Below are 23,710 nucleotides of genomic sequence, written 5' to 3'. Positions count from 1 at the left end.
GCTCGTCCAGGGCGTCGAGCGCCCGGCCGGCGTCGGGGACGTCCGCCTCCCCAACCCTCATCGCGAAAGGCTTTCCGTGAGCACCGAAGCGTACGTGTACGACGCGATCCGCACCCCGCGCGGACGCGGCAAGGCCAACGGCTCCCTCCACGGCACCAAGCCGATCGACCTGGTCGTCGGCCTCATCCGGGAGATCCAGACCCGCAACCCCGGCCTCGACCCGGCCACCATCGACGACATCGTCCTCGGCGTCGTCGGCCCCGTCGGCGACCAGGGCTCCGACATCGCCCGCATCGCCGCCATCGCCGCCGGACTCCCCGACACCGTCGCCGGCGTCCAGGAGAACCGCTTCTGTGCCTCCGGCCTCGAAGCGGTCAACATGGCCGCCATGAAGATCCGCTCCGGCTGGGAGGACCTCGTCCTGGCCGGCGGCGTCGAGTCCATGTCCCGGGTGCCGATGGCCTCCGACGGCGGCGCCTGGTTCGCCGACCCGATGACCAACCTGGACACCGACTTCGTCCCCCAGGGCATCGGCGCCGACCTCATCGCCACCATCGAGGGCTTCACCCGCCGCGACGTCGACGAGTACGCCGCGCTCTCCCAGGAGCGCGCCGCCGCAGCCGTCAAGGACGGGCGCTTCACTCGCTCGATCGTCCCCGTGAAGGACCGCGCGGGCCTCACCGTCCTCGACCACGACGAGTTCCTGCGCCCCGGCACCACCGCCGACTCCCTCGCCCGGCTCAAGCCCTCCTTCGCCGACATCGGCGAGCTGGGCGGCTTCGACGCCGTCGCCCTGCAGAAGTACCACTGGATCGAGGAGATCGACCACGTCCACCACGCCGGCAACTCCTCCGGCATCGTCGACGGCGCCTCGCTCGTCGCCATCGGCTCCAAGGAGGCCGGCGAGCGCAACGGCCTCGCCCCCCGCGCCCGGATCGTCTCGGCCGCCGTCTCCGGCTCCGAGCCGACGATCATGCTGACCGGGCCCGCCCCGGCCGCCCGCAAGGCCCTCGCCAAGGCCGGCCTGACCATCGACGACATCGACCTCGTCGAGATCAACGAGGCCTTCGCCGCCGTCGTCCTGCGCTTCGTCAAGGACATGGGCATCACGCTGGACAAGGTCAACGTCAACGGCGGCGCCATCGCGCTCGGCCACCCGCTCGGCGCCACCGGCGCGATGATCCTCGGCACCCTCGTCGACGAGCTGGAGCGGCAGGACAAGCGCTACGGCCTCGCCACCCTCTGCGTCGGCGGCGGCATGGGCATCGCCACCGTCGTCGAGCGCGTCTGACCGTCCCGTCCGAACCCCTCTTCACGGATCCACGGAGAAGCAGAGACATGAGCGAGAGCACCACCATCCGCTGGGAGCAGGACGAGACCGGGATCGTCACCCTCGTCCTCGACGACCCGAACCAGTCCGCCAACACCATGAACCAGGCCTTCCGGGCCTCGATCGTCGCGATCGCCGACCGCATCGAGGCCGAGAAGGACTCCATCCGCGGCATCATCTACACCTCCGCGAAGAAGACCTTCTTCGCCGGCGGCGACCTCAAGGACATGGTCCAGGCGGGCCCCGAGCACGCCCAGGACATCTTCGAGGGCGGCCTCGGCATCAAGAACGCGCTGCGCAGGATCGAGACCCTCGGCAAGCCCGTCGTGGCCGCGATCAACGGCGCCGCGCTGGGCGGCGGCTACGAGATCGCCCTCGCCTCGCACCACCGCGTCGCCCTCGACACCCCGGGCTCCAAGATCGGCCTCCCCGAGGTCACCCTCGGACTGCTGCCGGGCGGCGGCGGCGTCACCCGTACCGTGCGCCTCATGGGCATCACCGACGCCCTGCTGAAGGTGCTGCTCCAGGGCACCCAGTACCCCCCGAAGCGCGCCCTCGACAGTGGTCTCGTCGACGAGCTGGCCACCACCCCCGAGGACATGATGGCCAAGGCCATCGCCTTCATCGACGCGAACCCCGAGTCCCGGCAGCCCTGGGACGTCCCCGGCTACCGGATCCCCGGCGGCACCCCGTCGAACCCGAAGTTCGCCGCGAACCTCCCCGCCTTCCCGGCGAACCTGCGCAAGCAGCTCAACGGCGCGCCCTACCCGGCGCCGCGCGCCATCATGGCCGCCGCCGTCGAGGGCTCCCAGGTCGACTTCGAGACCGCGGCCGTCATCGAGAGCCGCTACTTCACCGAGCTCGTCGTCGGGCAGACGGCGAAGAACATGATCCAGGCGTTCTTCTTCGACCTCCAGGCCGTCAACTCCGGCGCCAGCCGTCCGAAGGGCGTCGAGTCCCGCCCGGTCCGCAAGGTCGCCGTCCTCGGCGCGGGCATGATGGGCGCCGGCATCGCGTACTCCTGCGCCCGCGCCGGCATCGAGGTCGTCCTCAAGGACGTCTCCGCCGAGTCCGCGGCCAAGGGCAAGGCGTACTCCGAGGCCCTCTGCGCCAAGGCCGTCAAGCGCGGCCGCACCACCCAGGAGAAGGCCGACGCCCTCCTCGCCCGGATCACCCCGACCGCCGAGGCCCGCGACCTCGCCGGCTGCGACGCGGTCATCGAGGCGGTCTTCGAGGACACGGCGCTCAAGCACAAGGTGTTCCAGGAGATCCAGGACGTCGTCGAGCCCGACGCGCTGCTCTGCTCCAACACCTCGACCCTGCCGATCTCCGTGCTCGCCGAGGGCGTGGAGCGCCAGGGCGACTTCATCGGCCTGCACTTCTTCTCGCCCGTCGACAAGATGCCGCTGGTCGAGATCATCAAGGGGGAGCGGACCGGCGACGAGGCGCTCGCCCGCGCCTTCGACCTGGTACGGCAGATCAACAAGACGCCGATCGTGGTCAACGACTCGCGGGGCTTCTTCACCTCCCGGGTCATCGGCCACTTCATCAACGAGGGCGTCGCCATGGTCGGCGAGGGCATCGAGCCCGCCTCCGTCGAGCAGGCCGCCGCGCAGGCGGGCTACCCGGCGAAGGTCCTCTCCCTGATGGACGAGCTGACCCTGACCCTCCCGCGCAAGATCCGCAACGAGACGAAGCGGGCGGTCGAGGAGGCCGGCGGGACCTGGGACACCCACCCGGGCGAGGCCGTCATCGACCGCATGGTCGACGAGTTCGGCCGCCCCGGCCGCAGCGGCGGCGCCGGATTCTACGAGTACGGCGAGGACGGGAAGCGCGGGAAGCTCTGGCCCGGGCTGCGCGAGCACTTCGCCAAGCCCGGGTACGAGATCCCGTTCCGCGACATGCAGGAGCGGATGCTCTTCGCCGAGGCCCTGGACACCGTCCGCCTCCTGGAGGAGGGCGTCCTGACCTCGGTCGCCGACGCCAACATCGGCTCGATCATGGGCATCGGCTTCCCGGCCTGGACGGGCGGCATCCTCCAGTACATCAACGGCTACGAGGGCGGTCTGCCCGGCTTCGTGACCCGCGCCCGCGAGCTGGCGGAGACGTACGGCGAGCGGTTCACCCCGCCCGCGCTGCTGGTGGAGAAGGCGGAGCGGGGCGAGGTCTTCACCGACGCGTGACGGCGGGGGGAGCCGGCGCCCGGACGGCTCCCGTCACCGCCGGCTCCCGTCACCGCCGGTGCCCGGGGAGCCGACGTCCGCCCGGCTCCCCCTTCTCACCGCCGCCCGAACGCCGACCGCAGCTCCTCGCTCAGTGAGCGCTGGAAGGCCGTGAGGAGGGCCTGGACCACCATCGGCTGCATGTGCGCCGAGAGCGACCTCATCGCGCTCAGGTGGTCCGGGTCCTCGCCGCTCTCCCGGTACGGGCTCCACACCTCGTCCCGGAACAGCCGGGACAGCTCCTGCGCCGCGGCGCGCGCGTGCTCCAGGAGGACGGTGCGGGAGGCGAGGATCGTCTCGTGCTCGATGGGCACGTCGAGCAGCTCGACGCCGAGCCGGAGCAGCGACCCGTCGAGCCGGAAGGTGTCGTCGTCGGCGGTCCGGTCGAGCACGCCCATCGCGGCGAGCCGCTCCACGTCCCGCTCGGTCAGCTCCCGGCCGGCCCGCCGCTCCAGCTCCCGCCGGGTGATGGACTCGGCGGACTCCGGCGCCCACGAGGCCACCAGGGCCCGGTGGATCGCCAGGTCCTGGGCGCTGAGGTCGGCCGGCAGCTGCTCCAGGTACCGCTCGATCGCGGCCAGCGTCATCCCCTGCCGCTGGAGCTCCTCGATGAGCGCGAGCCGCGACAGATGGCCCTGCCCGTAGTGCCCGACGCGCCGCGCCCCGATGACGGGCGGCGGGAGGAGGCCGCGGGTCCCGTAGAACCGCACGGTCCGCACCGTGACGCCGGCCCGCGCGGCCAGCTCGTCGACGGTGTAGCTGGCCCCGCCCTCCGCGTCGCTCCCGACGTCCATCCGAGCCGCCTCGCTTCCGATCCCTGCCGAATCCGGCCGCTGAGGCCGACCGGGACAGTATTGCTGTCTCACCAGAGCTGTAAAAGACCGCCGGGCGTTGTCAGTGCCGGGTCGTAGCGTGATCGTCATGAACGGGATCACGTACGTCCGGGGGGACGCGACCGCGCCGCGGGGCAGGGGCGTCAAGATCGTCGCGCATGTCGAGCGGGGGACACCGGTCACCGTGTACGACTTCGGTGCGTAACGGGCGGTGGGCCGGGGGTGTCGCGCGGTGTGTCGGTGTCTGCGGCTAGAGTCTGCCGCTGTTCGAACTGGGGGAACGGGAACAGGGGAGTCAGATGTACACGCAACTCAGGGAGACGGCTGATCAGTTGGCCGGAGTCCTGTGGCGGGAGCACACCGTCTACCGGGAGCGGGGCGGCGGTGTGGTGATCCGGGGCGAGCACGTGCGCCGCTGGATAAGCCTGGGCCCGACCGGGGGCAAGGACCAGGCGCTGCTGCGTGCCGGGCGGCTCCTCGACGGGGGCACCACCGCGCCCGCCCGCACCGAGGTGGTCGTCGACCTGACGGCCGGGACGGCCGAGCTCGCGGCGGTCTGCCGGCGGATGCTCGCCGAGGTCGCGGCGGTCGCCGAGCCCGCCGCAGCGCAGCCGGCGCGCGCGGGGCGGGCGGCCGGCTCCGGGAAGCCGGGCAGGCCGCCCCGCGCGGCCCGTGCCGCACGCCCCGCCCGGCCCCGCAGGGAGCGGCACACGAGCCTCGGCTCCTTCGTGGTGCTGCTCTGTGTCACCGGGGTCCTGGGCGCCTGGCTCTACAGCCTCTTCGGCGGCGGATACGGGTACTGAGTCCCGCGCCCGCCGCCGCCGAGCGGCCGGCCGGGGCTCAGAAGCCGGTGACCGGGTAGTGGTCGGAGAGGTTCGTGTACGTGTAGCTCGTGCCCCAGCTGGAGACCGTCCACGGGGCGCTCTTCTCCAGGACCACGTGGTTGGTCCAGTTCGCCGGCCGGGCGTTCCCCGAGCGGTAGAGGACGTGGTCCAGGTCCTCGCGGGGGTCGTCCGGGTAGCGCTCGGAGGCGATCGAGTTGAGGTCGGTGTCGAAGGAGTACGGGTGGCCGGTGCGCGCGTCGGCCCCCGCCAGGCCCGCGTCGGCGAGCATCGTGCCGTACTCGGGGGTGTGCGAGTCGACGTTCATGTCGCCGGCGACGATCACCTGCTCGTTCGCCGGGATGTTCTTCGCGTCGAGGAAGGCGTCGATCGCCTTGAACTGGCGGCTGCGCGTCTGCGCCGCCTCGCCCGCCGAGCACCCCGGGTCGGTGGACTGCGCGTGGGTGCCGAGCACGTGCACCCGGCTGCCGTTCACGTCGAGCACCGCGTAGGCGAAGCCCTTGTTCGACCACCAGTCGGCGCCGCACGCGTCCTTGTAGACGTGCTGCTCCTTGCGGATGATCGGCCACTTGCTGAGGATCGTCACTCCGCCGTCCTCGGGCGTGGTCGCGGAGTAGGAGCCGCCGGTGGCGTCCCAGCCGCTCTTGCTGCGGCCCACGATCGGGGTCTGGTACGGGTACGGGCGGGCGGAGTTCGCCTTGAGGGCGTCCGAGGCGGCGTTGTCGAAGGCCTCCTGGATCACCACGACGTCCTGCCCCTGGTACCAGGGGGCGGCCGGAATCGCCTTGGCCCGGTGGTCCTGGCCCCAGTTCGGGTACAGCGTCTTCGAGAACAGGAAGGCGTTGTACGTGAGCACCTTCAGGCGCGGGGCCTCGGCGGCCGCTCCGGCGGGGGCGGCGGTCGCGCCCGGCGCGGTCACGGCCAGGGTGGCCGCGGCGAGGACCAGGGACAGGACGGCGCCGGGGGCGCGGCGAAGCGGTGCAAGCGACACAGGAACTCCCATGAGGGTGTGGGGGGTTGTGCTGGCGCGGCACATACAATCAGCCGGAGTTACCTTCCGGTAGCCTTTGGGTGCCGGGAATCTGGCCGAGTCCGCACGAACGCGACAACTCTCGCCGGGTAGCCCGAATTGTCGCTTTTTCTAGCAGGTAGAATGCGCGCATGACCCTCGCTTCGAACTCGACCGTCTTCAATATGGACCTCGGTCCGCTCAACCCTGTCTGGGCGGAGCTCATCCTCGGCCTCGTGCTGTTCGCCCTCACCTTCCTCATCCTGGCGAAGGGCATCCTGCCGAAGATCCGGCGCACGCTCGACGAGCGCGAGGACGCCATCGACGGCGGCACCGGGCGCGCCGACGACCTGCGCACCGAGGCCGCGCAGATCCGCGAGCAGTACGAGGCCGAGCTGGCCGAGGCCCGCCACGAGGCGGCCCGTATCCGCGCCAAGGCCGTCGAGGAGGGCTCGGTCGCCATCGCCGCCGCCCGCGCCGAGGGCAACACCGAGCGCGAGTCGATCATCGCCGCCGGTTCCGCGAAGATCGCCGAGGAGCGCGCCGCCGCCGAGCGCGAGCTCAACGCCGACGTCGACGCCTGGGCCCACGCCCTCGCCGCCCGCATCGTCGGCGAGCCGGTCGGCGCCGACCGCGGCTGACCCGTACTCCCCGGAAGGGGCCGTCACCAGGGGTTGAAACGCCCGGGTGACGGCCCCTTCGTCGTGGGTGCAGCCTGGAGTGTGAGGAGAGAGCCCATGGAAACCCAGAAGTCCGGCGACCGGGTCACCGGTGCCGATCCGGTGCCGCCGCCCGTCGGGGGCGTGCTGTGGAGCCTCGCCGGTGACGTCCGCGCGCTCCTGATGCTCCCGGCCGCCCTCACGATGCAGGTCGCCCACCCCGCCATCGGCGCCGGCGTCGACGCCCACTCGGTCTTCCGCACCGACCCCTGGGGCCGCGGCGAGCGCTCCCTGCGCTCCCTCCAGCTGTGGATCTACGGAGGCGAGGACGCCGCGCGCGAGGGTCGCCGCCTGCGCCGGCTGCACCGCGACATCCAGGGCACGGACACCCGCGGCCGCCGCTACCACGCACTGACCCCCGCCAACTACGCCTGGGTCCACGCGACCGGCTTCCCCGTCTACACACACGGCCTCCGCCTCCTCGCCCGCCCCCTCACCGAGGCGCAGGAACGGCAGCTGTACGCCGAGTGGCTCCAGGTCGGCCGGATCCTCGGCATCCACGACCGGGACATGCCGCAGACGATCGAGGAGTTCTGGCCGTACTACCGGAAGGTCCTCGCGGACGAGCTGGAGGCGACCGTCGTCGTCCGGGAGCTGCTCGACCCCGGACAGCCCGTGCCCGCCCCCGACCGCGGACCGCTTCCGCTCCGGCTCGCCCTCCGGCTGCTCTGGCCGGTCCTGCGCCGCCCGTTCCTGCGGCTGCGCGCCTTCCTCACCGCCGGCCTGATGCCGCCGGACGCCCGGGAGGCGATCGGGCTCACCTGGACGGATGACCAGGAGCGGACGCTGCGCCGCCTCGCCCGGGTGGTCCGGTGGGTGGTCCCCGTCCTGCCGGAGCGGCTGCGCTACCTGCCCCTGGCGCGAAAGGCCCGCGAGGCGGCCCGCCGAGCCGGGCGCTGACACCCGCGGGGGTACGCCGAGACCGGTCGGCCCGCCCCCGGCGCACGCGACGGCCCCGCAAGCAGACAGCCCCGCAAGCAGACGGCCCGCACCCGGGCCGACCGGCCCCGCTAGCCGACCGGCCCCACGCAGACGGGCCCCGCACGCGGTCGGGCCCCGCACGAAGGCGGGGCCCGACCGGTGACCTGGGGCCGACGAGGCCCCGGTCACCGCGCCGCTCAGTGGTCGCCGTGGCGCCCCGACTCGTGGACCGAGTTCGTCGCCGCGATCTTCTTCCACGACTTCGGCTGCGCCGGCTTCGGCGCCGCGCCCGTGCGCGCGGACGGGCCGCCGGACGCCGGTGCCGCCGCGGGGGCGGACAGGCCGGCCGCCGCCGCGGTCGACGCGGACGGCTTCGACGGCTCGTACAGCCAGGTGTCGAACAGCTCGGCCAGGGGCTTGCCGGAGACCTTCTCCGCGTACCGCACGAAGTCGGCCACCCGCGCGTTGCCGTGGGCGAACTTCTGCGGCCAGCCCTTCAGGATCGCGAAGAAGTCCTCGTCCCCGATCTCGTTGCGCAGCGCCTGGAGGGCCAGCGCGCCCCGGTCGTAGACGGCGATGTGGAACTGGTTCTCCGGGCCGGGGTCGCCCGGCTTCACCGTCCAGAACGGGTCCTCGGCGGTCCGCAGGGCGTACAGGTAGTCCGCCAGCTCCTGGGCCGTGCCCTCGCCCTCCTTCTCCGACCACAGCCACTGGCTGTAGCGGGCGAAGCCCTCGTTGACCCAGATGTCCTTCCAGTCGCGGACGGACACGCTGTCGCCGTACCACTGGTGCGCCAGCTCGTGGACGACCACCGACACGTTCGCGCCGTTGGCGAACTGCCGCGGGCTGTAGAACGGCCGGGTCTGCGTCTCCAGGGCGAAGCCGCTGGTCACGTTCGGCACGTAACCGCCGAGGGCGTTGAAGGGGTACGGCCCGAAGACCCCCTCCAGCCACTCCGCGACCTCGGTCGTCCGCTCGATCGAGGCGCGGGCGGCGCCGTCGTTGTCGCCGAGGTCCTTGCTGTACGCGTTGAGGACCGGCAGCCCGTTCGCCGTCCTGTCCGTCGTGATGTCGAACTTCCCGACGGCGAGCGTGGCCAGGTACGTCGCCTGCGGCTTGTTCGAGCGCCAGTTGTAGCGGGTCCAGCCGAGCCGCGAGGACTGCGACTGCAGCACGCCGTTGCTGATGGCCTGGGTGCCGTCCGGCACCGCGACGGAGACGTCGAAGGTCGCCTTGTCCAGCGGGTGGTCGTTGGAGGGGAACCACCAGGCCGCCGAGTCCGGCTCCTGCGCGGCGACACCGCCGTCCGGGGTACGGGCCCAGGCCGTCCAGCCGTCGATCTTCACCTCGGAGGGCTTGCCCGCGTAGCGGACGACGATCGAGAGCGCCTTGTTCTTCTCCAGCGGGGTCGCCGGGGTGACCTCCAGCTCGTGCGAGCCCGAGGTGGCGAACGTCGCCACCCGGCCGTTGACCCGGACCTCGCTGACCTTCAGACCGAGGTCGAGGTTGAACCGGGACAGGTTCTGCCTGGTGGTGGCGACGATCGTCGCCGTGCCCTCCAGGAGGTCGGTGGCGGGCTGGTACGTCAGGCGCAGGTCGTAGTGCGAGACGTCGTAGCCGCCGTTGCCGCTGTTCGGATAGTAGGAGTCGCCGATGCCCGGGGCCCCAGGGACGTAATCGGCCGCCGATGCCGGGATCGCCAGCAGCAGGGAGGCCGCGAGGGCGCTCGGAACGATGATTCTGCGGTGCACAGGTGCTCCCCAAGTCATAAGAAACGTAAGACGCGCGGGTGGTCGTCGGTCCTTAGCCAGGACACTATTCAGAGCCCCGACGCACCGTCACGTCCAGAGGACCCGCTGTCACACGATCGCCATTCGGCCGACATCAACCCGTCCGCCTCCTGAATCGACCGGAATCCCGTCCGATCGCCTCCGGCACTCTTTTGCACGGGAGTTGACCGGGGTACGTTCCCGCCCATGCCGATGCGAATGCGGAGAACCCGCGGAGCCCGACTGTCGTACGGAACCCTGGTGACCGCGGCCACGGCCGCCCTGCTCGCTGCTCTGGTCACGCCCGCCGGCGCCGATCCGGAAGCCACCGCACCGGTCGCCGGGCCCGCCACGCTCTCCGCGTCCGCCGGGTTCGGACCGGCCGCCGCCTCCGCCGGGCGCCCCGTCCGGGAGTCGCGGCCCGTCCACTCCTACGCCGACGCCGTCCGTGAGTCCGTCTGGGTCGACACCGGGCTCGACGGCGACGGCGACGGGCGCACGGACCGGGTCGCCGTCGACATCGTCCGCCCCCGGGAGACCGCCGCGGCCGGCCGGCGGATCCCGGTCATCATGGACGCCAGCCCGTACTACGCCTGCTGCGGACGCGGCAACGAGAGCCAGAGGAAGACCTACGACGCCGACGGGAACCCCGTCGGACTCCCGCTGTTCTACGACAACTTCTTCGTCCCGCGCGGCTACGCCTTCGCCGCCGTCGACCTCGCCGGCACCAACCGCTCCGACGGCTGCGACGACGTCGGCGGACGCTCCGACGTCCAGTCGGCCAAGGCCGTCGTCGACTGGCTGAACGGCCGCGCCCGGGGCTACACCACCCGTACGGGCGACACCCGGTCCCGCGCCACCACCTGGAGCACCGGCGACGTCGGCATGATCGGCAAGAGCTGGGACGGCACCATCGCCAACGGCGTCGCCGCCACCGGCGTCGAAGGGCTGAAAACGATCGTTCCGATCGGCGCCATCTCCTCCTGGTACGACTACTTCCACTCCCAGGGCGCCCCCCTCTACGACGCCAACCCGAGCTGGCTCTCCGACTACGTCAACAGCCCCGGGGCGCGGGCCCGCTGCGCCGCCGTCCAGGACCGCATCACCGCCGCCACCCCGTACAGCGGCGACCGCACGGCCGCCTGGACCGAGCGCGACCACGTCCGGAACGCCGCCGAGGTCAAGGCCAGCGTCTTCGTCGTGCACGGTCAGCAGGACCTCAACGTGCGCGCCGGCCAGTTCGGCCGGTGGTGGGACGCCCTCGGCGCCCACGGCGTCGAGCGGAAGATCTGGCTCGCCCAGACCGGCCACGTCGACCCCTTCGACTTCCGGCGCGCCGAATGGGTCCGCACCCTGCACCGGTGGTTCGACCACCACCTCCTCGGCTACGACAACGGCATCGACCGCGAACCCGTCGCCGACATCGAGCGCGCCCCGGACCGGTGGACCACCGACCGCCAGTGGCCGCCGCGCACCACCGTCCCCACCACCCTGCGCCCCGCCCCCGGCACGGCCGCCGGGCCCGGCGGCCGTGCCGGGGGCGGGGCGCAGGGTGGTGGGGACGGCTGCGGAGTGCCGCGAGGGCGGAGGGGCGGGGCGTACGGGCGTACGAGGGGGAGTGGGCCGTTCTCAGGCCGCGACGCCCGCCCGTACCACCGCCACGGGCCGCTCGAGGACCGACAGGTCGGCGAGCGGGTCCCCAGACAGCAGCAGGGCGTCGCCCGCGAAGCCGCGGGTGAGCCGGCCCACCGTGCCGCCGAGGCCCAGCAGACGGGCCGCGCCCGTCGTCGCCGTGCGGATCGCGTCGAGCGGCGACAGCCCCGCGGAGTGCATGAGTGCGACCTCGCCGCCGATGGGGTCCACCACCCCGCCGGAGGAGTCGGTGCCCGCCGCCAGCGGAACGCCGAGTTCGTGCGCGGCGAGGACCGCGCGCTTCAGGACCGGCAGGTAGCTGCGGCCGCGCTCGGCGAGGACCGGGTCCGGGGACTCCGCCAGTCCGGCGATGGCGGTGAGGGTCGGGGTGAAGTACGTGCCCCGGCGCCGCATCTCGCGCAGGGTCCGCTCGCCGACGAACGCGCCGTGCTCCAGGGAGCGGACGCCCGCCATGACGGCGTCGTGGCAGCCCTGCTCGCTGTAGCTGTGGCAGAGCACGCCCCGGCCGCCCCGGCGGGCCGCCGCGACGATCTCCGCGAGCTGCTCGCGCGAGTAGACCTGGGCGAGCGGATCCTGCTCCGGGAGCCCGGCCCGTTCGTTGACCCGGGTCTTGACGACGTCCGCGCCGCGGGCGAGGTTCACCTCCACGACCCGCCGCAGCGCCTCCGCCGAGCGCACCCCGTCCTTGAGGCGGACCAGTGGGGTCAGGTCCGGGTCGGCGAGCACGGTGTCGCCGAGGTCCGGGGTGACGAACACCCCGGCGGCCCGCAGCCGCGGCGCGAGGGCCGGGCTGTGCCGGGCGAGTTCGCGGACGGCGATGTCCTGGAAGAACGAGGTCGATCCGCTGCGCGCGCTCGTCGCGCCCCGGCGCACCGCGTCGCGCGCCTCCGCCGCGGTGCTGAGGTGGATGTGCGCGTCCACCAGACCGGGCAGGATCCAGCGGCCGTGCGCGTCGAGCACCTCGACGCCGTGCGGCGCCGCGACGGTGCCCCGGCGGCCCGCGGCCCGGACGGTGCCGTCCTCGATGACGACGACGGCGTCCTCGGTGACCTCGCCGGTCGCCGGGTCCAGGAGGGTGCCGCCCCGGATCACCAGGTGACCGGCGCGTGCCGCGGCACCGGGGGCGCGGCGTCCCGAGCCGGCCGCGGGGCCGTCGGCGGCGGACGCCCGCCCCGCCGCGGCCGCGGTGCCGGCGAGGGCGGCCGCTCCGGCGAGGACACCGCGGCGGGTCACCGAGCGGGAGGGCGGAGGGATGGCTTCGACACACATGGGTGCTCCTTGGGGGAGTGGTCGAGGGCTTCCCCGTTTTGTATACCAAGGCGGAGGCGGCGGACAAGGGAGATGATCCACGGAATCGGACACACGCATTCCATGCGGCTTTCGTCCCGGTCTTGTATGTCAGGGGTGCGCGATCACGCCTTCTTGGTATACGAATAGTGTGCCGCGCGGAGGTGCCAGGTGTCAGGCGCCAGACGCCGTCGGGCGCCGCACGCCGGACCCCGGCCCGCGGCCCCGGCGCCGGTGGACCTCAGACGTCGCCGAACAGGGACCGCAGCGCGACCGCACGGCTGTCCCGTACGTGGAGCAGCGTGCTCGCCGCGGCCGCCTCGGCGTCCCCGGCGGCGATGTGCCGGTACATCTCGGCGTGCTGCGCCCTCATGTGCGCCGGCTCCTCCCGCAGGCCGAACACCAGCCGCAGCTGCCAGCTGAGCTGCTCCATGGTGCGGGCCAGCAGCGGGTTCCCCGCCATGGCGACCATGCGCTCGTGGAAGGCGGTGTGGGCGGCCACCTCGCGCGTCGCCTCGTCCGCGGCCGCCGCCCGCTCGGCCTGGTGCAGCGCCGCCTCCAGGGTGGCGAGCCCCTCGGTGTCGCCGGCCGCCCGCGCCCGCGCCGCCAGCCGGGCCGCCTGGATGGTGAGAGGTTCCCACACCTCGTACAGGTGCTCCACGTCGGCGCGTTCCAGGCGGCGGACGCGGACCCCGCTGTGCGGGAGCAGTTCCAGGAGGCCCTCGGAGACCAGGGCGCGCAGCGCCTCCCGCACCGGCACGCGCGACATGCCGAGCTCCTCGGCGACCTCCCGCTCGACCAGTCGGGCGCCCTGGGCGTACCGCCGGTCCACGATGCGCTGGAGGACCGCCTCACGCGCGCGCGTGCCCATCGGGACGGCGGCCTGGCCGCCGGCTCCGCCGTCCGGGGTCGCGGCCGTCGAGTCGGCCCGTCGTCCGTCCGTCACCCGTGCCGCCCTCTTTCCTGCTCCGCCGTGCCCGCCCGTCCCCGCGCGCGGGGTGTTCCGGGGCGAGGATACGACGCCCGCGAGCGGTCCCCGGCGGCGCGCGCCGCTCACCGGCCGGGCCGTCGGGGTCTGTTGGTCCCCGCTGTTCGGCCCCGGCTGTGGTACTGCCTTACAGAGACATCGTTAGGTTTGGTATGAAATGCCGCTCTGCCCGTGAAAGGTGTGATCTGTGTCGCAGGAAGACCAGGGGCCGGACGGCCACCGAACAGGCGCGGAACGGGGCGGGCGGGAGGCGCTGCCGGTGACGGCGGACGTCCCGGGCCACCCCTCCGAGCACCAGCGCGCCCGTACCGACCGGGTCGTGTTCGGCGTCACCGCCGTCCTCACCGTGGCGTTCGTCGTCTGGGGCGCCACCGCCACCGACAGTCTGGAGAACGTGTCGAGCGACCTGCTCGACGGGCTGATCCGCAACGGCGGCTGGGCGTTCATGCTGGCCGCGTCCGGCTTCGTCGTGTTCGCGCTCTGGCTGGCGATCAGCCGGTACGGCCGGATCACGCTGGGCCAGGAGAGCGAGGGGCCGGAGTTCCGCACGGTCTCGTGGATCGCCATGATGTTCAGCGCCGGCATGGGCATCGGGCTGATGTTCTACGGCGTGAGCGAGCCGCTCGCCCACTACGGCACACCGCCGCCGGGCACCCACCCCGCCGACTCGGCCGAGCGCATGCAGACCGCCATGGCCACCACGCTCTTCCACTGGACGCTCCATCCGTGGGCGATCTACGCGGTCGTCGGACTGGCCATCGCCTACTCCACGTTCCGCAGGCGGCGCCGGCAGACCATCAGCGCGGTGTTCGTCCCGCTGATCGGTGAGCGGGCGGCGTACGGCGGGCCGGGCCGAATCATCGACATCCTCGCCATCTTCGCCACCCTGTTCGGGTCCGCCGCCTCGCTCGGTCTGGGCGCGCTCCAGATCGGCAGCGGCTTCGAGGAGCTGGGCTGGATGGAGAAGACCGGTACGGGGCTGCTCGTCGTCATCATCGCCGTACTGACCGTGGCCTTCGTCTTCTCCGCCATCTCCGGGGTGGAGAAGGGCATCCAGTGGCTCTCCAACATCAACATGGTGCTCGCCGCGGTGCTCGCCGTGTTCGTCTTCGTCGCGGGCCCCACCATCATCGTGCTCGACCTGCTGCCCACCTCGATCGCCGCCTACATCGACGAGCTGCCGCAGCTCGCCGGGCGGACGGAGGCGACCAGCGGCGCGGAGATCCACGACTGGCTGGGCAGCTGGACCGTCTTCTACTGGGCCTGGTGGATCTCCTGGACGCCGTTCGTCGGCATGTTCATCGCCCGGATCAGCCGCGGCCGCACCATCCGCCAGTTCGTCGGCGGGGTCATCCTGGTGCCGAGCACCGTCAGCCTCGTGTGGTTCGCCATCTTCGGCGGCTCGGCGATGAAGCTGCGCGAGCAGGGCGACCTGGGGGCCGAGACGACGCCGGAGGGGCAGCTGTTCGGCGTGCTCCAGGAGTTCCCGATCACCGGCGCGATGAGCCTGCTCGTGATGATCCTCGTCGGCATCTTCTTCGTGTCGGGCGCGGACGCCGCCTCGATCGTCATGGGCACGCTCTCCCAGCGGGGCGCGTTCGAACCCACCCGCCCCGTGGTGGTGTTCTGGGGCGTGGTGACCGGCGCGGTCGCCGCCATCATGCTCCTCATCGGCGACGGCCAGGGCGACGCCCTCGCGGGCCTGCAGAACCTCACGATCCTGGTGGCGGCCCCGTTCGTCCTCGTGATGATCGGCATGTGCGTGGCGCTGATGCGGGACCTCCGCAAGGACCCGCTGATCGTCCGCGGCGAGGTGGGCACCGAGGTCGTCGAACTCGCCGTGATCGCGGGCCACGAGAAGTACGACGGCGACTTCGAGCTCCGCATCGGCCCCGGCACCCAGGACACCACTCAGGACACCCGGGGCACCTCCCGGGACCCCGACAAGACCTGAACCGTCCTGAGCCGTTCGCGTCTTCTCACGCCCTGCCCGCCGCCTTCTGGGAGCGGCGGGACAGGGAGTCGACCACCACCGCGGCCAGCAGGACCGCGCCCGTGATCATGAACTGGACGGCGTTGCTCACGCCCATGATGTTCATGCCCGACTGGATGGATCCGATCACCAGGGCACCGAGCAGCGCCGACCACACCGTGCCGCGGCCGCCGAAGAGGCTCGTACCGCCGATGACGGCCGCGGCGATCACGTTCATCAGCAGGTTCCCGCCGCCGGAGGTCTGGCTCGCGGACTGGATCTGCCCGGCGAGGAAGAGACCGCCGACCGCCGCCATGGTCCCGGCGATGGAGAAGACCGTCATCCGGACGAACGGCACGCTGATGCCCGCCCTGCGCGCCCCCTCGATGTTCCCGCCTACCGCGAAGATCCGGCGGCCGTACGTGGTGCGCCGCAGCACGAAGTCCAGCACCACCAGCAGGACCAGGAAGATCAGGAGCGCGAGTGGCAGCCCCCGGTACTGGTTGAGGATGTACGCGGTGGCGAAGGCCAGCGCGGCGATCACGACCGTCCGCAGCACGATCTCGGAGAGCGGCCGGAACGGCACCCGGGCCGCCCGCCGCCGCTGGGCGTCCAGGAGCGAGGCCGCCAGGAACAGTCCGACCCCCACCGCCGCCGCCACGTACGCGGCGGCCGGGCTGTGGTAGATCGTCGAGTACAGCCGGGAGACGATGCTCTCGCTCGGGATGTTGACCGTGCCGCTGGTGCCGAGCACCTGGAGCATGAGTCCGTTCCAGGCGAGGTTGCCCGCCAGGGTCACCACGAACGCCGGCACCCCCACCTTCGCGAAGAAGAAGCCCTGGATGAGCCCGACGGCGGCGCCGCCCGCGATCGCGACGAGCAGCGCGAGCCACTCGTTCATGCCGTTCAGGACGTTCAGCACGGCGAAGATCGCGGCACACAGACCGCTGACCGAGCCCACGGAGAGGTCGATCTCGCCCAGCAGCAGCACGAAGACGATCCCGACGGCGATCATGCCCGTGCCGACGATCTGCTGACTGAGGTCGGACAGGTTCTGCGCCGACAGGAACGTGCTGTTCAGGCTGCCGAACACCGTCCAGATGATGATCACGGCGAGGACGACGGGCAGCGAGCCCAGCTCGCCGCTGCGCATCCTGCGCCGGAACTCGCCGAGATAGCCCTTGATGCCCTCCTCGCGGACGAGGAGCCGGGTGTCGACGGCGGGCACGGCACCGGACGCCGGTTCCTGGCTGCCCGCGTCGGGGGATCCGCCGGAGGGGTCGCGGCCACGGTCGCGTCTCATCGCTCCTCCTCCTGCTCCCGCTTGCGCGCCTGGCGGCGGGTGACGGCGCTGTCGGTGGCCCCCGTGATCGCCGAGATGATCTCCTCGGTGGTGGTGGAGCGCTTGTCGAAGAAGCCGTTGTTGCGACCGAGGCGCATCACCGCGATCCGGTCGGCGACCGCCATCACGTCCACCATGTTGTGGCTGATCAGAATGGTGCCGAGACCCTGCTCGCGGAGCCGTTCCACGAGGTCGAGCACCTCGGCCGTCTGCTCCACGCCCAGGGCGGCGGTGGGCTCGTCCAGGATGACGACCTTCGGCGCGCCGATCAGCGAACGGGCGATCGCCACCGTCTGGCGCTGCCCCCCGGAGAGGGAGGCGACGGGGATGCGGACGCTCGGGATGCGGATGGACAGGGTGTCGAGGAGTTCGCGCGCCCGCTGGTCCATGCGGACCTCGTCGAGCACACCGAACCGCCGCAGCTCCCGGCCGAGGAACAGGTTGGCGACCACGTCGAGGTTGTCGCACAGCGCCAGGTCCTGGTAGACGGTGGCGATCCCGAGATTCTGTGCGTCGTGCGGCCGGCCGATGGAGACCGGCCGCCCCTCCCAGGTGATGACGCCCTCGTCGGGCGGGTTCACCCCCGCGATCGACTTGACCGCGGTCGACTTGCCGGCGCCGTTGTCGCCGACCAGCGCGACCACCTCACCGGGATGGACGTCCAGGTCGAAGTCCTTCAGGGCCTGGACCGCGCCGAACCGCTTGGAGATCCCCCGAAGGGAGAGCACGGGTGGCTCCGGCAACGGAACCGCCTCCTCCGCTCGCCCGGCCGCGCGGACCGCCCCGCCCCACGGGACGGAGGGACCGCGCGCCGGGATGGAACGCCCGGGACCGCGACGCCCGGGACGGACCTGCCGTGCGCCCGGGCGTCATGCTGCGCGCCGGGACGGAATCGCCGCGCGCGCGGCTACTGGAGACCGGCTTCCTTGCAGGCGGCGGCGTACGTCGGTGTGCAGATCTCCTGCACCGTGTACAGGCCGTCCTTGACGACGGTGTCCTTGATGTTGGTCTTGTCGACCACGACCGGCGTCAGCAGGTTGGCCGGGACCTTCTGGCCGCTGCCGCTGGTGACGGTGGTGGGGACCAGGTCGGCCGGCAGGGGCTTGCCCTCGGCGAAGTCGACGGCCATCGTGGCCGCGATGTCCGCCTCCGGCTTGTACGGCTTCATGACGGTGATCGTCTGGGTGCCGAGCAGGATCCGCTGGATCGCGTCGAGCTGGGCGTCCTGGCCGGTCAGCGGCACGTTCATGCCCGCCGCCTTGAGGGCGGTGGCGATGCCCGCGGCCAGACCGTCGTTGGCCGAGTAGACTCCGACGATCTTGTCCTTGCCCAGGGCGCTGATCGCGCCGGACATCTGCTGGTTGGCGTTGTTCGGGTCCCAGTTCGGGGTGTCGTACTCCTTGCCGATCTTCACCTTGCCGTCCAGGACCGAGTGCGCGCCGGCCTTGAACTCCGCCGCGTTCGGGTCCGTCGGCGACCCGTTGTGCATCACGATCTCGCCGCTCCCGGCCTTGTCGCCGAGCGCGTCGAGGAGCGCCTGGCCCTGCAGCTCGCCCACCTTGCGGTTGTCGTACGAGACGTACGAGTCGACCGGGCCCTGGGCGAGGCGGTCGTACGCGACGACCTTCACGCCCGCGTCATGGGCCTTCTGCACGGACGACTGGATCGACTTGGCGTCCACGGCGTCCAGGATGAGGACCTTGTCGCCCTTGGCCAGCGCCGTGTTCACCTGCTGCTGCTGGGTCGTCGCGCTCTCGGCGGCGTTGTAGTAGTCGATCTGGGCGCCCGGTGCCAGTTCCTTGATCTTGGCCTCGATGTACGGCCGGTCGAACTTCTCGTACCGCGTGGTCTTGCTCTCCGGCAGCAGCAGACCGATCCGCACGTCCTGCCGCTGCGCCGACTCCGCGCCGGGCTGGGCCGCCCCGCTGGTCGCCACCGCGCCCAGACAGAGGGCGGTCGCCCCGGCGAGGGCTATGGCTCCCCGCAATCTACGGGTCATGGGAGGCTCCTTCCGTACTCCGCCCTCCCGCCGCCCGATGAGCGCGGGACGGAGGATGCACATGTGGCCTATATATCGACATTAGCGTCAAGCTGGGGTCCGGCAAGCGGGTGAACCCCCACCGCTCTCGGCCGGGCGGCGACCGCACCCCGGTGGACCGCGCCTGAGCGCCGGGACCGGAGAGCCGCGAACCCTCAGTACACGTCCCGCACGTACCGGCGGTCGGCGGCCAGCTGCTTGACGTACGCCCCCGCCGCCGCCTCGTCCATGCCCCCGTGCGTCACGGCGATGTCGCGGAGCGCGCGGTCCACGTCCTTCGCCATCCGGGCCGCGTCGCCGCACACGTAGAAGTGGGCGCCGGACCGGAGCCACGACCACAGCTGCGGCCCGTGCTCGCGCATCCGGTCCTGGACGTAGACCTTGGCGCGCTGGTCGCGGGAGAACGCGGTGTCGAGACGGTCGAGCGTGCCGTCCGCCAGCAGGGCGGTCAGCTCCTCCTCGTAGTAGAAGTCCGTGGCGCGGTGCTGCTCGCCGAAGAAGAGCCAGTTCGGCGCCCGGTGACCGAGGGCACGGCGCTCGTCGAGGAAGCCGACGAACGGCGCCACACCGGTGCCCGGCCCCACCATCACCATCGGCGTCGACGGGTCGGCGGGCGGCCGGAAGTGCGGGGCGCGCCGGACGTGCACGGGGACGGGCGCACCGGACGCGGCGTCCGCCAGGAACGGCGAACAGACCCCCTTGCGGGGGCGCCCGCGCCGGTTCTCGTAGCGGACCACCGAGACGGTGAGGGACACCAGATGGGGGTCGGTGAGCGGACTGGAGGAGATGGAGTACAGCCGGGGCCCGAGCCGGCCCAGGACCCCGGCCCACTCCTGCGCGCCGGCGCGGACGGGGTGCTCGGCGAGGACGTCCACGGCCTGCCGGCCCCAGACCCAGCGGGCGAACCCGTCCTTGTTGTCGGGCCGCAGGAGCCGCTTGAGCTCCCGGTCGCCGGTCCGCTCGGTGACGAAGGCGAGGAGCGCGGGCGTGGCACGGGTGATGTCGAGGTGCCGGTGCAGCGCCTCGCCGAACGGCACGGCCCCCCGGTCGGGCAGGTCCACCGGGGAGTCCGCGTCGAGCCCCGTCACGGCCAGCCACTCGGCCACCAGATCCGGGCAGTTGACAGGCTGGACGCCGAGCGCGTCCCCGCTCTCGTACCCGAGGGGCGTCCCGTGCTCCCGGGTGTCGAAGGTGAACCGCCGGACCTCCTTGCCCGCCCCCGGCAGGCTGAGCAGACGGTTCCCGACCAGGCGCGCGGGGACGCTCACCGGGCCGGACCGCCGGGGCGGGGCAGCCGGTGGGGCAGCCGGTGGGGCGGCGCCCGGCACGCCGACGCCGGACCAGGCGGACGCGGACGGCGGGCCCTCCGGACCGTCGGCGAGCCCGGCCAAGACCTGATCGAGCCAGGCCAGCGCGGAGGCCTCGTAGTCGGGTTCGCAGTCGGTACGCGGCGCCAGGCGGACACCGCCCAGCTCGTCCAGCCGCCGGTCCAGGCGCCGCCCGTGCCCGCAGAAGTCGCCGTACGAGGAGTCCCCGAGGGCCAGCACGGCGAAGCGGCGGCCGTCGAGGCGCGGGGTGCCGGGCGTGGTCAGCGCGTCCCAGAACCCGGAGCCGTTGTCCGGCGCGTCGCCGTCCCCGAAGGTGCTCGTGATCAGCAGCAGGTCGGCGGCGGGCGGCAGCGCCCCGAGGTCGGCCCCCTCCATGCCCGAGAGCACGGCCCGATGGCCCGCCGACAGCAGCCGCTCGGCGGTGGCCGCCGCGAAGTCCTCGGCGTTCCCGGTCTGCGAGGCCCACAGGACGACCACCTCCCGGCCCGCCACCCCGGCGCCCTCGCCGACCACTGGGGCGGCGGCCAGCGGCGCGCGGGAGTACAGGCCGGCCAGGACCCCGTTCACCCAACGGGCGTTGTCCTCGCGGAAGGGCGCGCCGGCCGGCAGCACCGGCACCCCGGGCGCGCCCGACTCCAGCCCGGCGAGGAAGCCGACGAGGTACTGCCGCTCCTCGGCGGAGAGGACGGGCGGCGGGGCGGGGTCGAGACCGAAGGCGGCCGCCGGCCCGGCCGGCAGAGCGCCGCCCGGGACCACCGGCTGCGCGGCCGCGGGGGCCTCCTGGGCGGCCGGTGCGGGAAGCGCGGTCGTGATACGCACCGGGGCCGTCGTCCGCGTCAGGGCCACCGCGCACACCTTCAGCTCGGGCTGGAAGGAGAGCGGGTCGACGGCGTCGTTGGTGACGACGTTGACGCAGAGGTCGTCGCCGAAGAGGTCGTTCCAGTGGAACGGCGCGAAGCAGCTCCCCGGCGCCACCCGATCGGTGACCACGGCGGGGAGCACCGCCTTACCGCGCCGCGAGGCGATCTCCACCGCGTCGCCCGCCGCGATCCCGAGCCGGGCGGCGTCCTCGGGGTGCACTTCGACGAACGGCGCCGGGTTCAGCCTGTTCAGCCTGGCGACCCGGCCGGTCTTGGTGAGGGTGTGCCACTGGTGCTGGAGCCGCCCGGTGTTGAGGACGAACGGAAAGCGGTCGTCCGGCATCTCGGCGGGGTCGATATGCGGCCGGGCGTGGAAGACCGCCCGGCCGCTCGGGGTCGGGAACACCGGACCCGAGCCCGGGCCGTCGCCGTTCCCCCCGACGTACCGGATCGGGTTCCGGGCCGGGCCCCCGCTCGCGGCCGGCCATTGGACGGGGGTGTCGCGCAGCCGCTCGTACGACACCCCGCTCAGGTCGTAACCGGTCCCCGGGTTCCCGGCGCGCCGGATCTCCTCGAAAACCTCCTCGGCGCTGTCGTACGCGAACGCCTTCTCGTAGCCCATCGCGCGGGCGATGTGCGCGATGATCCGCCAGTCGGCGAGCGCCTCCCCGGGCGGGTCGACCGCCGGCCGGGCGAGGGTCAGGTTCCGCTCGCTGTTGATCAGGACGCCCTCGGCCTCGGTCCACAGGGCGGCGGGCAGCACGACGTCCGCGTACGCGTTGGTCTCGGTGTCGGCGAACGCGTCCTGGGTGATGACGAGTTCGGCGGTCCGCAGGGCCTCGACGACGGTGGCGCGGTTGCCGACGGAGGCGACCGGGTTGGTGCAGATGATCCAGCAGGCCTTGATCTCGCCGTCCGCCATGCGCCGGAAGAGGTCGATCGTGCCCTGCCCCGAGCCGTCCTCGCGGATCGTGCCGGGCGGGAGGTCCCAGAGTTCCTCGGTGAAGGCGCGGTCCCCGGCCACCAGGACCGAGCGCTGGCCGGGGAGGCCGGGGCCCATGTAGCCCATCTCGCGGCCGCCCATCGCGTTGGGCTGGCCGGTCAGCGAGAAGGGGCCCGACCCGGGACGGCAGATCGCGCCGGTCGCCAGGTGCAGGTTGACCAGGGCGTTGGTGTTCCAGGTGCCGTGCGTCGACTGGTTGAGCCCCATGGTCCAGCAGCTGGTCCACTCGCCCGCCGCGCCGATCCACTCCGCGGCGGTGCGGAGGTCGGCCTCGGGTATGCCGGTGACGTCGGCGACGGCGGCCGGCGGGTAGTCGGCGAGGAACGCGGGCATCGCGTCCCAGCCCTCGGTGTGCGCGGCGATGAACCCGGGGTCGGTGTCGCCGTTCTCGTGCAGCAGGTGCAGGAGCCCGTTGAGCAGGGCGAGGTCGGTGCCCGGCCGGACGCGCAGGAAGAGGTCCGCCTTCTCGGCGGTGGCGGTGCGGCGGGGGTCGACGACGATCAGCTTCGCGCCGGCCTTGACCCGCTCCATCATGCGCAGGAACAGGATGGGGTGGCAGTCGGCCATGTTGGAGCCGATGACGAGGAAGACGTCGGCGAGATCGAGGTCGTCGTACGAGCCCGGCGGGCCGTCGGCCCCCAGGGACAGTTTGTAGCCGGTGCCGGCGCTCGCCATGCAGAGCCGCGAGTTGGACTCGATCCGGTGGGTGCCGATGAAGCCCTTGGCCAGCTTGTTGGCGAGGTACTGCGCCTCCAGGCTCATCTGGCCGGACACGTACAGCGCGACGGCGTCCGGCCCGTGCTCGTCGACGATGGCGCGCAGCCGGTGGCCGGTCTCGGTGAGGGTCTGTTCGGTGTCGGTGGGGAGCGGGTCCGCGCCGCGCTCCGCGCGGACCAGCGCGGTGGTCAGCCGGCCGGGGGCCGCGAGCAGGTCGGCGGTCGTGGCGCCCTTGGTGCACAGGCGGCCGCGGTTGGCGGGGTGGTCCTTGTCGCCGGTCGCCCTGAGGACGGTGCGACGCCCGTCGGGCCCGAGGCCGATGTCGAGGAGCATGCCGCACCCCACTCCGCAGTACGAGCAGACGGTCCGCACCTGGTCGGGCGTACCGGCCGTACCGCCACCGGGGGTCGGCGTGTCCTGTGGGGTCACCGGGGCGCCTCTCTGTGGAACCGTTCGAGCCCCGACCGTACGCAGCAGCGGTTACGCCCGTGTCACCTGGGCGGATCTTGGTCCGTAACACCGGTCACACAGCGGCACCGGGCGCGGTGTGAGAACCGCGGGGCGCGACGTCACGGGGCGTTGGGCCTCCGGCGGGCCCGGGCACGGTGGGTGCGCCGGAGGTGTCGGGTGCGGCAGGTGTGCCGTGGGCGCTGGGTGCGCTTGACGTCCCGGGTGCGCCGAGGGTGTCGGTGGCGCGCAGCAGCCGCAGGAAGGCCTTGAGACCGGTGATGATCTCCTCGTTGTCGGTGAGGCGGTTCACCGTCGACTCGAACTCCCGCGCGAGCGCGGCGATCCTCCGGTCGGTCTCGTCTCCGGCCATGAGTACCGGTACTCAGATCGGTGGGCCGGGCCGTCCCCGCCTCGCCTCGCCGTCCCC

16 protein-coding genes and 2 pseudogenes are annotated in these 23,710 nt (G+C 72.6%); 8 read left to right on the top strand and 10 right to left on the bottom strand.

The window, feature by feature from the left end; genetic code table 11:
• Positions 1–76 precede the first annotated feature (76 nt).
• Both EAO70_RS10285 and EAO70_RS10280 read left to right on the top strand, forming a co-directional pair.
• Positions 77–1,291 carry an acetyl-CoA C-acetyltransferase gene (locus EAO70_RS10285; protein ID WP_148002701.1) on the top strand — a complete coding sequence of 405 codons (1,215 nt, stop codon included), beginning with the start codon at positions 77–79 and terminating at the stop codon, positions 1,289–1,291.
• Positions 1,292–1,338: 47 nt separating this feature from the next.
• Complete coding sequence (locus tag EAO70_RS10280; RefSeq protein WP_148002700.1) at positions 1,339–3,513, top strand: 3-hydroxyacyl-CoA dehydrogenase NAD-binding domain-containing protein; 2,175 nt, start codon at positions 1,339–1,341, stop codon at positions 3,511–3,513.
• Between the two features lie 95 nt (positions 3,514–3,608).
• Here the strand turns inward: EAO70_RS10280 and EAO70_RS10275 are convergent, their stop codons facing one another.
• Positions 3,609–4,346: a MerR family transcriptional regulator gene (locus EAO70_RS10275; protein WP_148002699.1), complete on the bottom strand. Its 738-nt coding sequence runs from the start codon at positions 4,344–4,346 to the stop codon at positions 3,609–3,611.
• Between the two features lie 127 nt (positions 4,347–4,473).
• On the opposite strand from EAO70_RS10275, the pseudogene EAO70_RS10270 reads away from it, so the two are divergent.
• Positions 4,474–4,548 (top strand): annotated as a pseudogene (locus EAO70_RS10270) (Appr-1-p processing protein); the annotation flags it as partial.
• 136 nt (positions 4,549–4,684) lie between these two features.
• A complete protein-coding gene (locus tag EAO70_RS10265) occupies positions 4,685–5,188 on the top strand; it encodes a hypothetical protein (RefSeq protein ID WP_148002698.1) in 504 nt (167 codons plus the stop codon).
• 37 nt (positions 5,189–5,225) lie between these two features.
• Here EAO70_RS10265 and sph read toward each other — a convergent pair whose 3' ends face one another.
• The gene (gene sph / locus EAO70_RS10260) at positions 5,226–6,230 is read right to left on the bottom strand and encodes a sphingomyelin phosphodiesterase (protein WP_261992791.1); all 1,005 of its coding nucleotides are present in this window, start codon (positions 6,228–6,230) and stop codon (positions 5,226–5,228) included.
• Positions 6,231–6,388: 158 nt separating this feature from the next.
• On the opposite strand from sph, the gene EAO70_RS10255 reads away from it, so the two are divergent.
• Both EAO70_RS10255 and EAO70_RS10250 read left to right on the top strand, forming a co-directional pair.
• Complete coding sequence (locus EAO70_RS10255; RefSeq protein WP_148002696.1) at positions 6,389–6,877, top strand: hypothetical protein; 489 nt, start codon at positions 6,389–6,391, stop codon at positions 6,875–6,877.
• 96 nt (positions 6,878–6,973) lie between these two features.
• A complete protein-coding gene (locus EAO70_RS10250) occupies positions 6,974–7,855 on the top strand; it encodes an oxygenase MpaB family protein (protein ID WP_148002695.1) in 882 nt (293 codons plus the stop codon).
• Positions 7,856–8,073: 218 nt separating this feature from the next.
• Here the strand turns inward: EAO70_RS10250 and EAO70_RS10245 are convergent, their stop codons facing one another.
• Positions 8,074–9,627 carry a M1 family metallopeptidase gene (locus EAO70_RS10245; RefSeq protein WP_148002694.1) on the bottom strand — a complete coding sequence of 518 codons (1,554 nt, stop codon included), beginning with the start codon at positions 9,625–9,627 and terminating at the stop codon, positions 8,074–8,076.
• A gap of 225 nt (positions 9,628–9,852) precedes the next feature.
• On the opposite strand from EAO70_RS10245, the pseudogene EAO70_RS10240 reads away from it, so the two are divergent.
• Positions 9,853–11,172, top strand: a pseudogene (locus EAO70_RS10240) (CocE/NonD family hydrolase); the annotation flags it as partial.
• A 102-nt stretch (positions 11,173–11,274) separates the two neighbouring features.
• Here the strand turns inward: EAO70_RS10240 and EAO70_RS10235 are convergent.
• Together EAO70_RS10235 and EAO70_RS10230 are read right to left on the bottom strand one after the other, a co-directional pair.
• On the bottom strand, positions 11,275–12,567 hold the full coding sequence (locus EAO70_RS10235; RefSeq protein ID WP_148002693.1) for an amidohydrolase family protein: 1,293 nt from the start codon (positions 12,565–12,567) through the stop codon (positions 11,275–11,277).
• Positions 12,568–12,826: 259 nt separating this feature from the next.
• On the bottom strand, positions 12,827–13,531 hold the full coding sequence (locus EAO70_RS10230) for a GntR family transcriptional regulator (RefSeq protein WP_402112773.1): 705 nt from the start codon (positions 13,529–13,531) through the stop codon (positions 12,827–12,829).
• Between the two features lie 229 nt (positions 13,532–13,760).
• Between EAO70_RS10230 and EAO70_RS10225 the strand changes: the two genes are divergently transcribed.
• The gene (locus EAO70_RS10225; RefSeq protein WP_402112775.1) at positions 13,761–15,527 is read left to right on the top strand and encodes a BCCT family transporter; all 1,767 of its coding nucleotides are present in this window, start codon (positions 13,761–13,763) and stop codon (positions 15,525–15,527) included.
• A 25-nt stretch (positions 15,528–15,552) separates the two neighbouring features.
• Here EAO70_RS10225 and EAO70_RS10220 read toward each other — a convergent pair whose 3' ends face one another.
• From EAO70_RS10220 to EAO70_RS40295, 5 genes are all read right to left on the bottom strand, one after another.
• The gene (locus tag EAO70_RS10220; RefSeq protein ID WP_148002692.1) at positions 15,553–16,848 is read right to left on the bottom strand and encodes a sugar ABC transporter permease; all 1,296 of its coding nucleotides are present in this window, start codon (positions 16,846–16,848) and stop codon (positions 15,553–15,555) included.
• A complete protein-coding gene (locus EAO70_RS10215) occupies positions 16,845–17,630 on the bottom strand; it encodes an ATP-binding cassette domain-containing protein (protein WP_148002691.1) in 786 nt (261 codons plus the stop codon). The genes EAO70_RS10220 and EAO70_RS10215 overlap by 4 nt, the downstream gene beginning before the upstream one ends.
• Positions 17,631–17,794: 164 nt before the next feature.
• Complete coding sequence (locus EAO70_RS10210; protein ID WP_148002690.1) at positions 17,795–18,886, bottom strand: sugar ABC transporter substrate-binding protein; 1,092 nt, start codon at positions 18,884–18,886, stop codon at positions 17,795–17,797.
• A gap of 194 nt (positions 18,887–19,080) precedes the next feature.
• Positions 19,081–23,166: a molybdopterin-dependent oxidoreductase gene (locus EAO70_RS10205; RefSeq protein ID WP_410091258.1), complete on the bottom strand. Its 4,086-nt coding sequence runs from the start codon at positions 23,164–23,166 to the stop codon at positions 19,081–19,083.
• Positions 23,167–23,356: 190 nt separating this feature from the next.
• On the bottom strand, positions 23,357–23,653 hold the full coding sequence (locus EAO70_RS40295) for a hypothetical protein (RefSeq protein ID WP_148002688.1): 297 nt from the start codon (positions 23,651–23,653) through the stop codon (positions 23,357–23,359).
• Positions 23,654–23,710 lie beyond the last annotated feature (57 nt).

The sequence above is a fragment of the Streptomyces sp. adm13(2018) genome (assembly GCF_008042145.1).
GTDB lineage: Bacteria > Actinomycetota > Actinomycetes > Streptomycetales > Streptomycetaceae > Streptomyces.
Note: the sequence above shows the minus strand (reverse complement) of the source record. Positions and strands in the feature narration are given on the sequence as shown.

Excerpts from the sequence above, each read along its gene's own strand:
- EAO70_RS10265 (WP_148002698.1), top strand. The coding sequence starts at position 4,685 with ATGTACACGCAACTCAGGGAGACGGCTGATCAGTTGGCCGGAGTCCTG.
- EAO70_RS10250 (WP_148002695.1), top strand. The coding sequence starts at position 6,974 with ATGGAAACCCAGAAGTCCGGCGACCGGGTCACCGGTGCCGATCCGGTG.
- EAO70_RS10280 (WP_148002700.1), top strand. The coding sequence starts at position 1,339 with ATGAGCGAGAGCACCACCATCCGCTGGGAGCAGGACGAGACCGGGATC.
- EAO70_RS10275 (WP_148002699.1), bottom strand. The coding sequence starts at position 4,346 with ATGGACGTCGGGAGCGACGCGGAGGGCGGGGCCAGCTACACCGTCGAC.
- EAO70_RS10255 (WP_148002696.1), top strand. The coding sequence starts at position 6,389 with ATGACCCTCGCTTCGAACTCGACCGTCTTCAATATGGACCTCGGTCCG.
- EAO70_RS10210 (WP_148002690.1), bottom strand. The coding sequence starts at position 18,886 with ATGACCCGTAGATTGCGGGGAGCCATAGCCCTCGCCGGGGCGACCGCC.
- EAO70_RS10235 (WP_148002693.1), bottom strand. The coding sequence starts at position 12,567 with ATGTGTGTCGAAGCCATCCCTCCGCCCTCCCGCTCGGTGACCCGCCGC.
- EAO70_RS40295 (WP_148002688.1), bottom strand. The coding sequence starts at position 23,653 with ATGGCCGGAGACGAGACCGACCGGAGGATCGCCGCGCTCGCGCGGGAG.
- sph (WP_261992791.1), bottom strand. The coding sequence starts at position 6,230 with ATGGGAGTTCCTGTGTCGCTTGCACCGCTTCGCCGCGCCCCCGGCGCC.
- EAO70_RS10205 (WP_410091258.1), bottom strand. The coding sequence starts at position 23,166 with ATGCTCCTCGACATCGGCCTCGGGCCCGACGGGCGTCGCACCGTCCTC.
- EAO70_RS10220 (WP_148002692.1), bottom strand. The coding sequence starts at position 16,848 with ATGAGACGCGACCGTGGCCGCGACCCCTCCGGCGGATCCCCCGACGCG.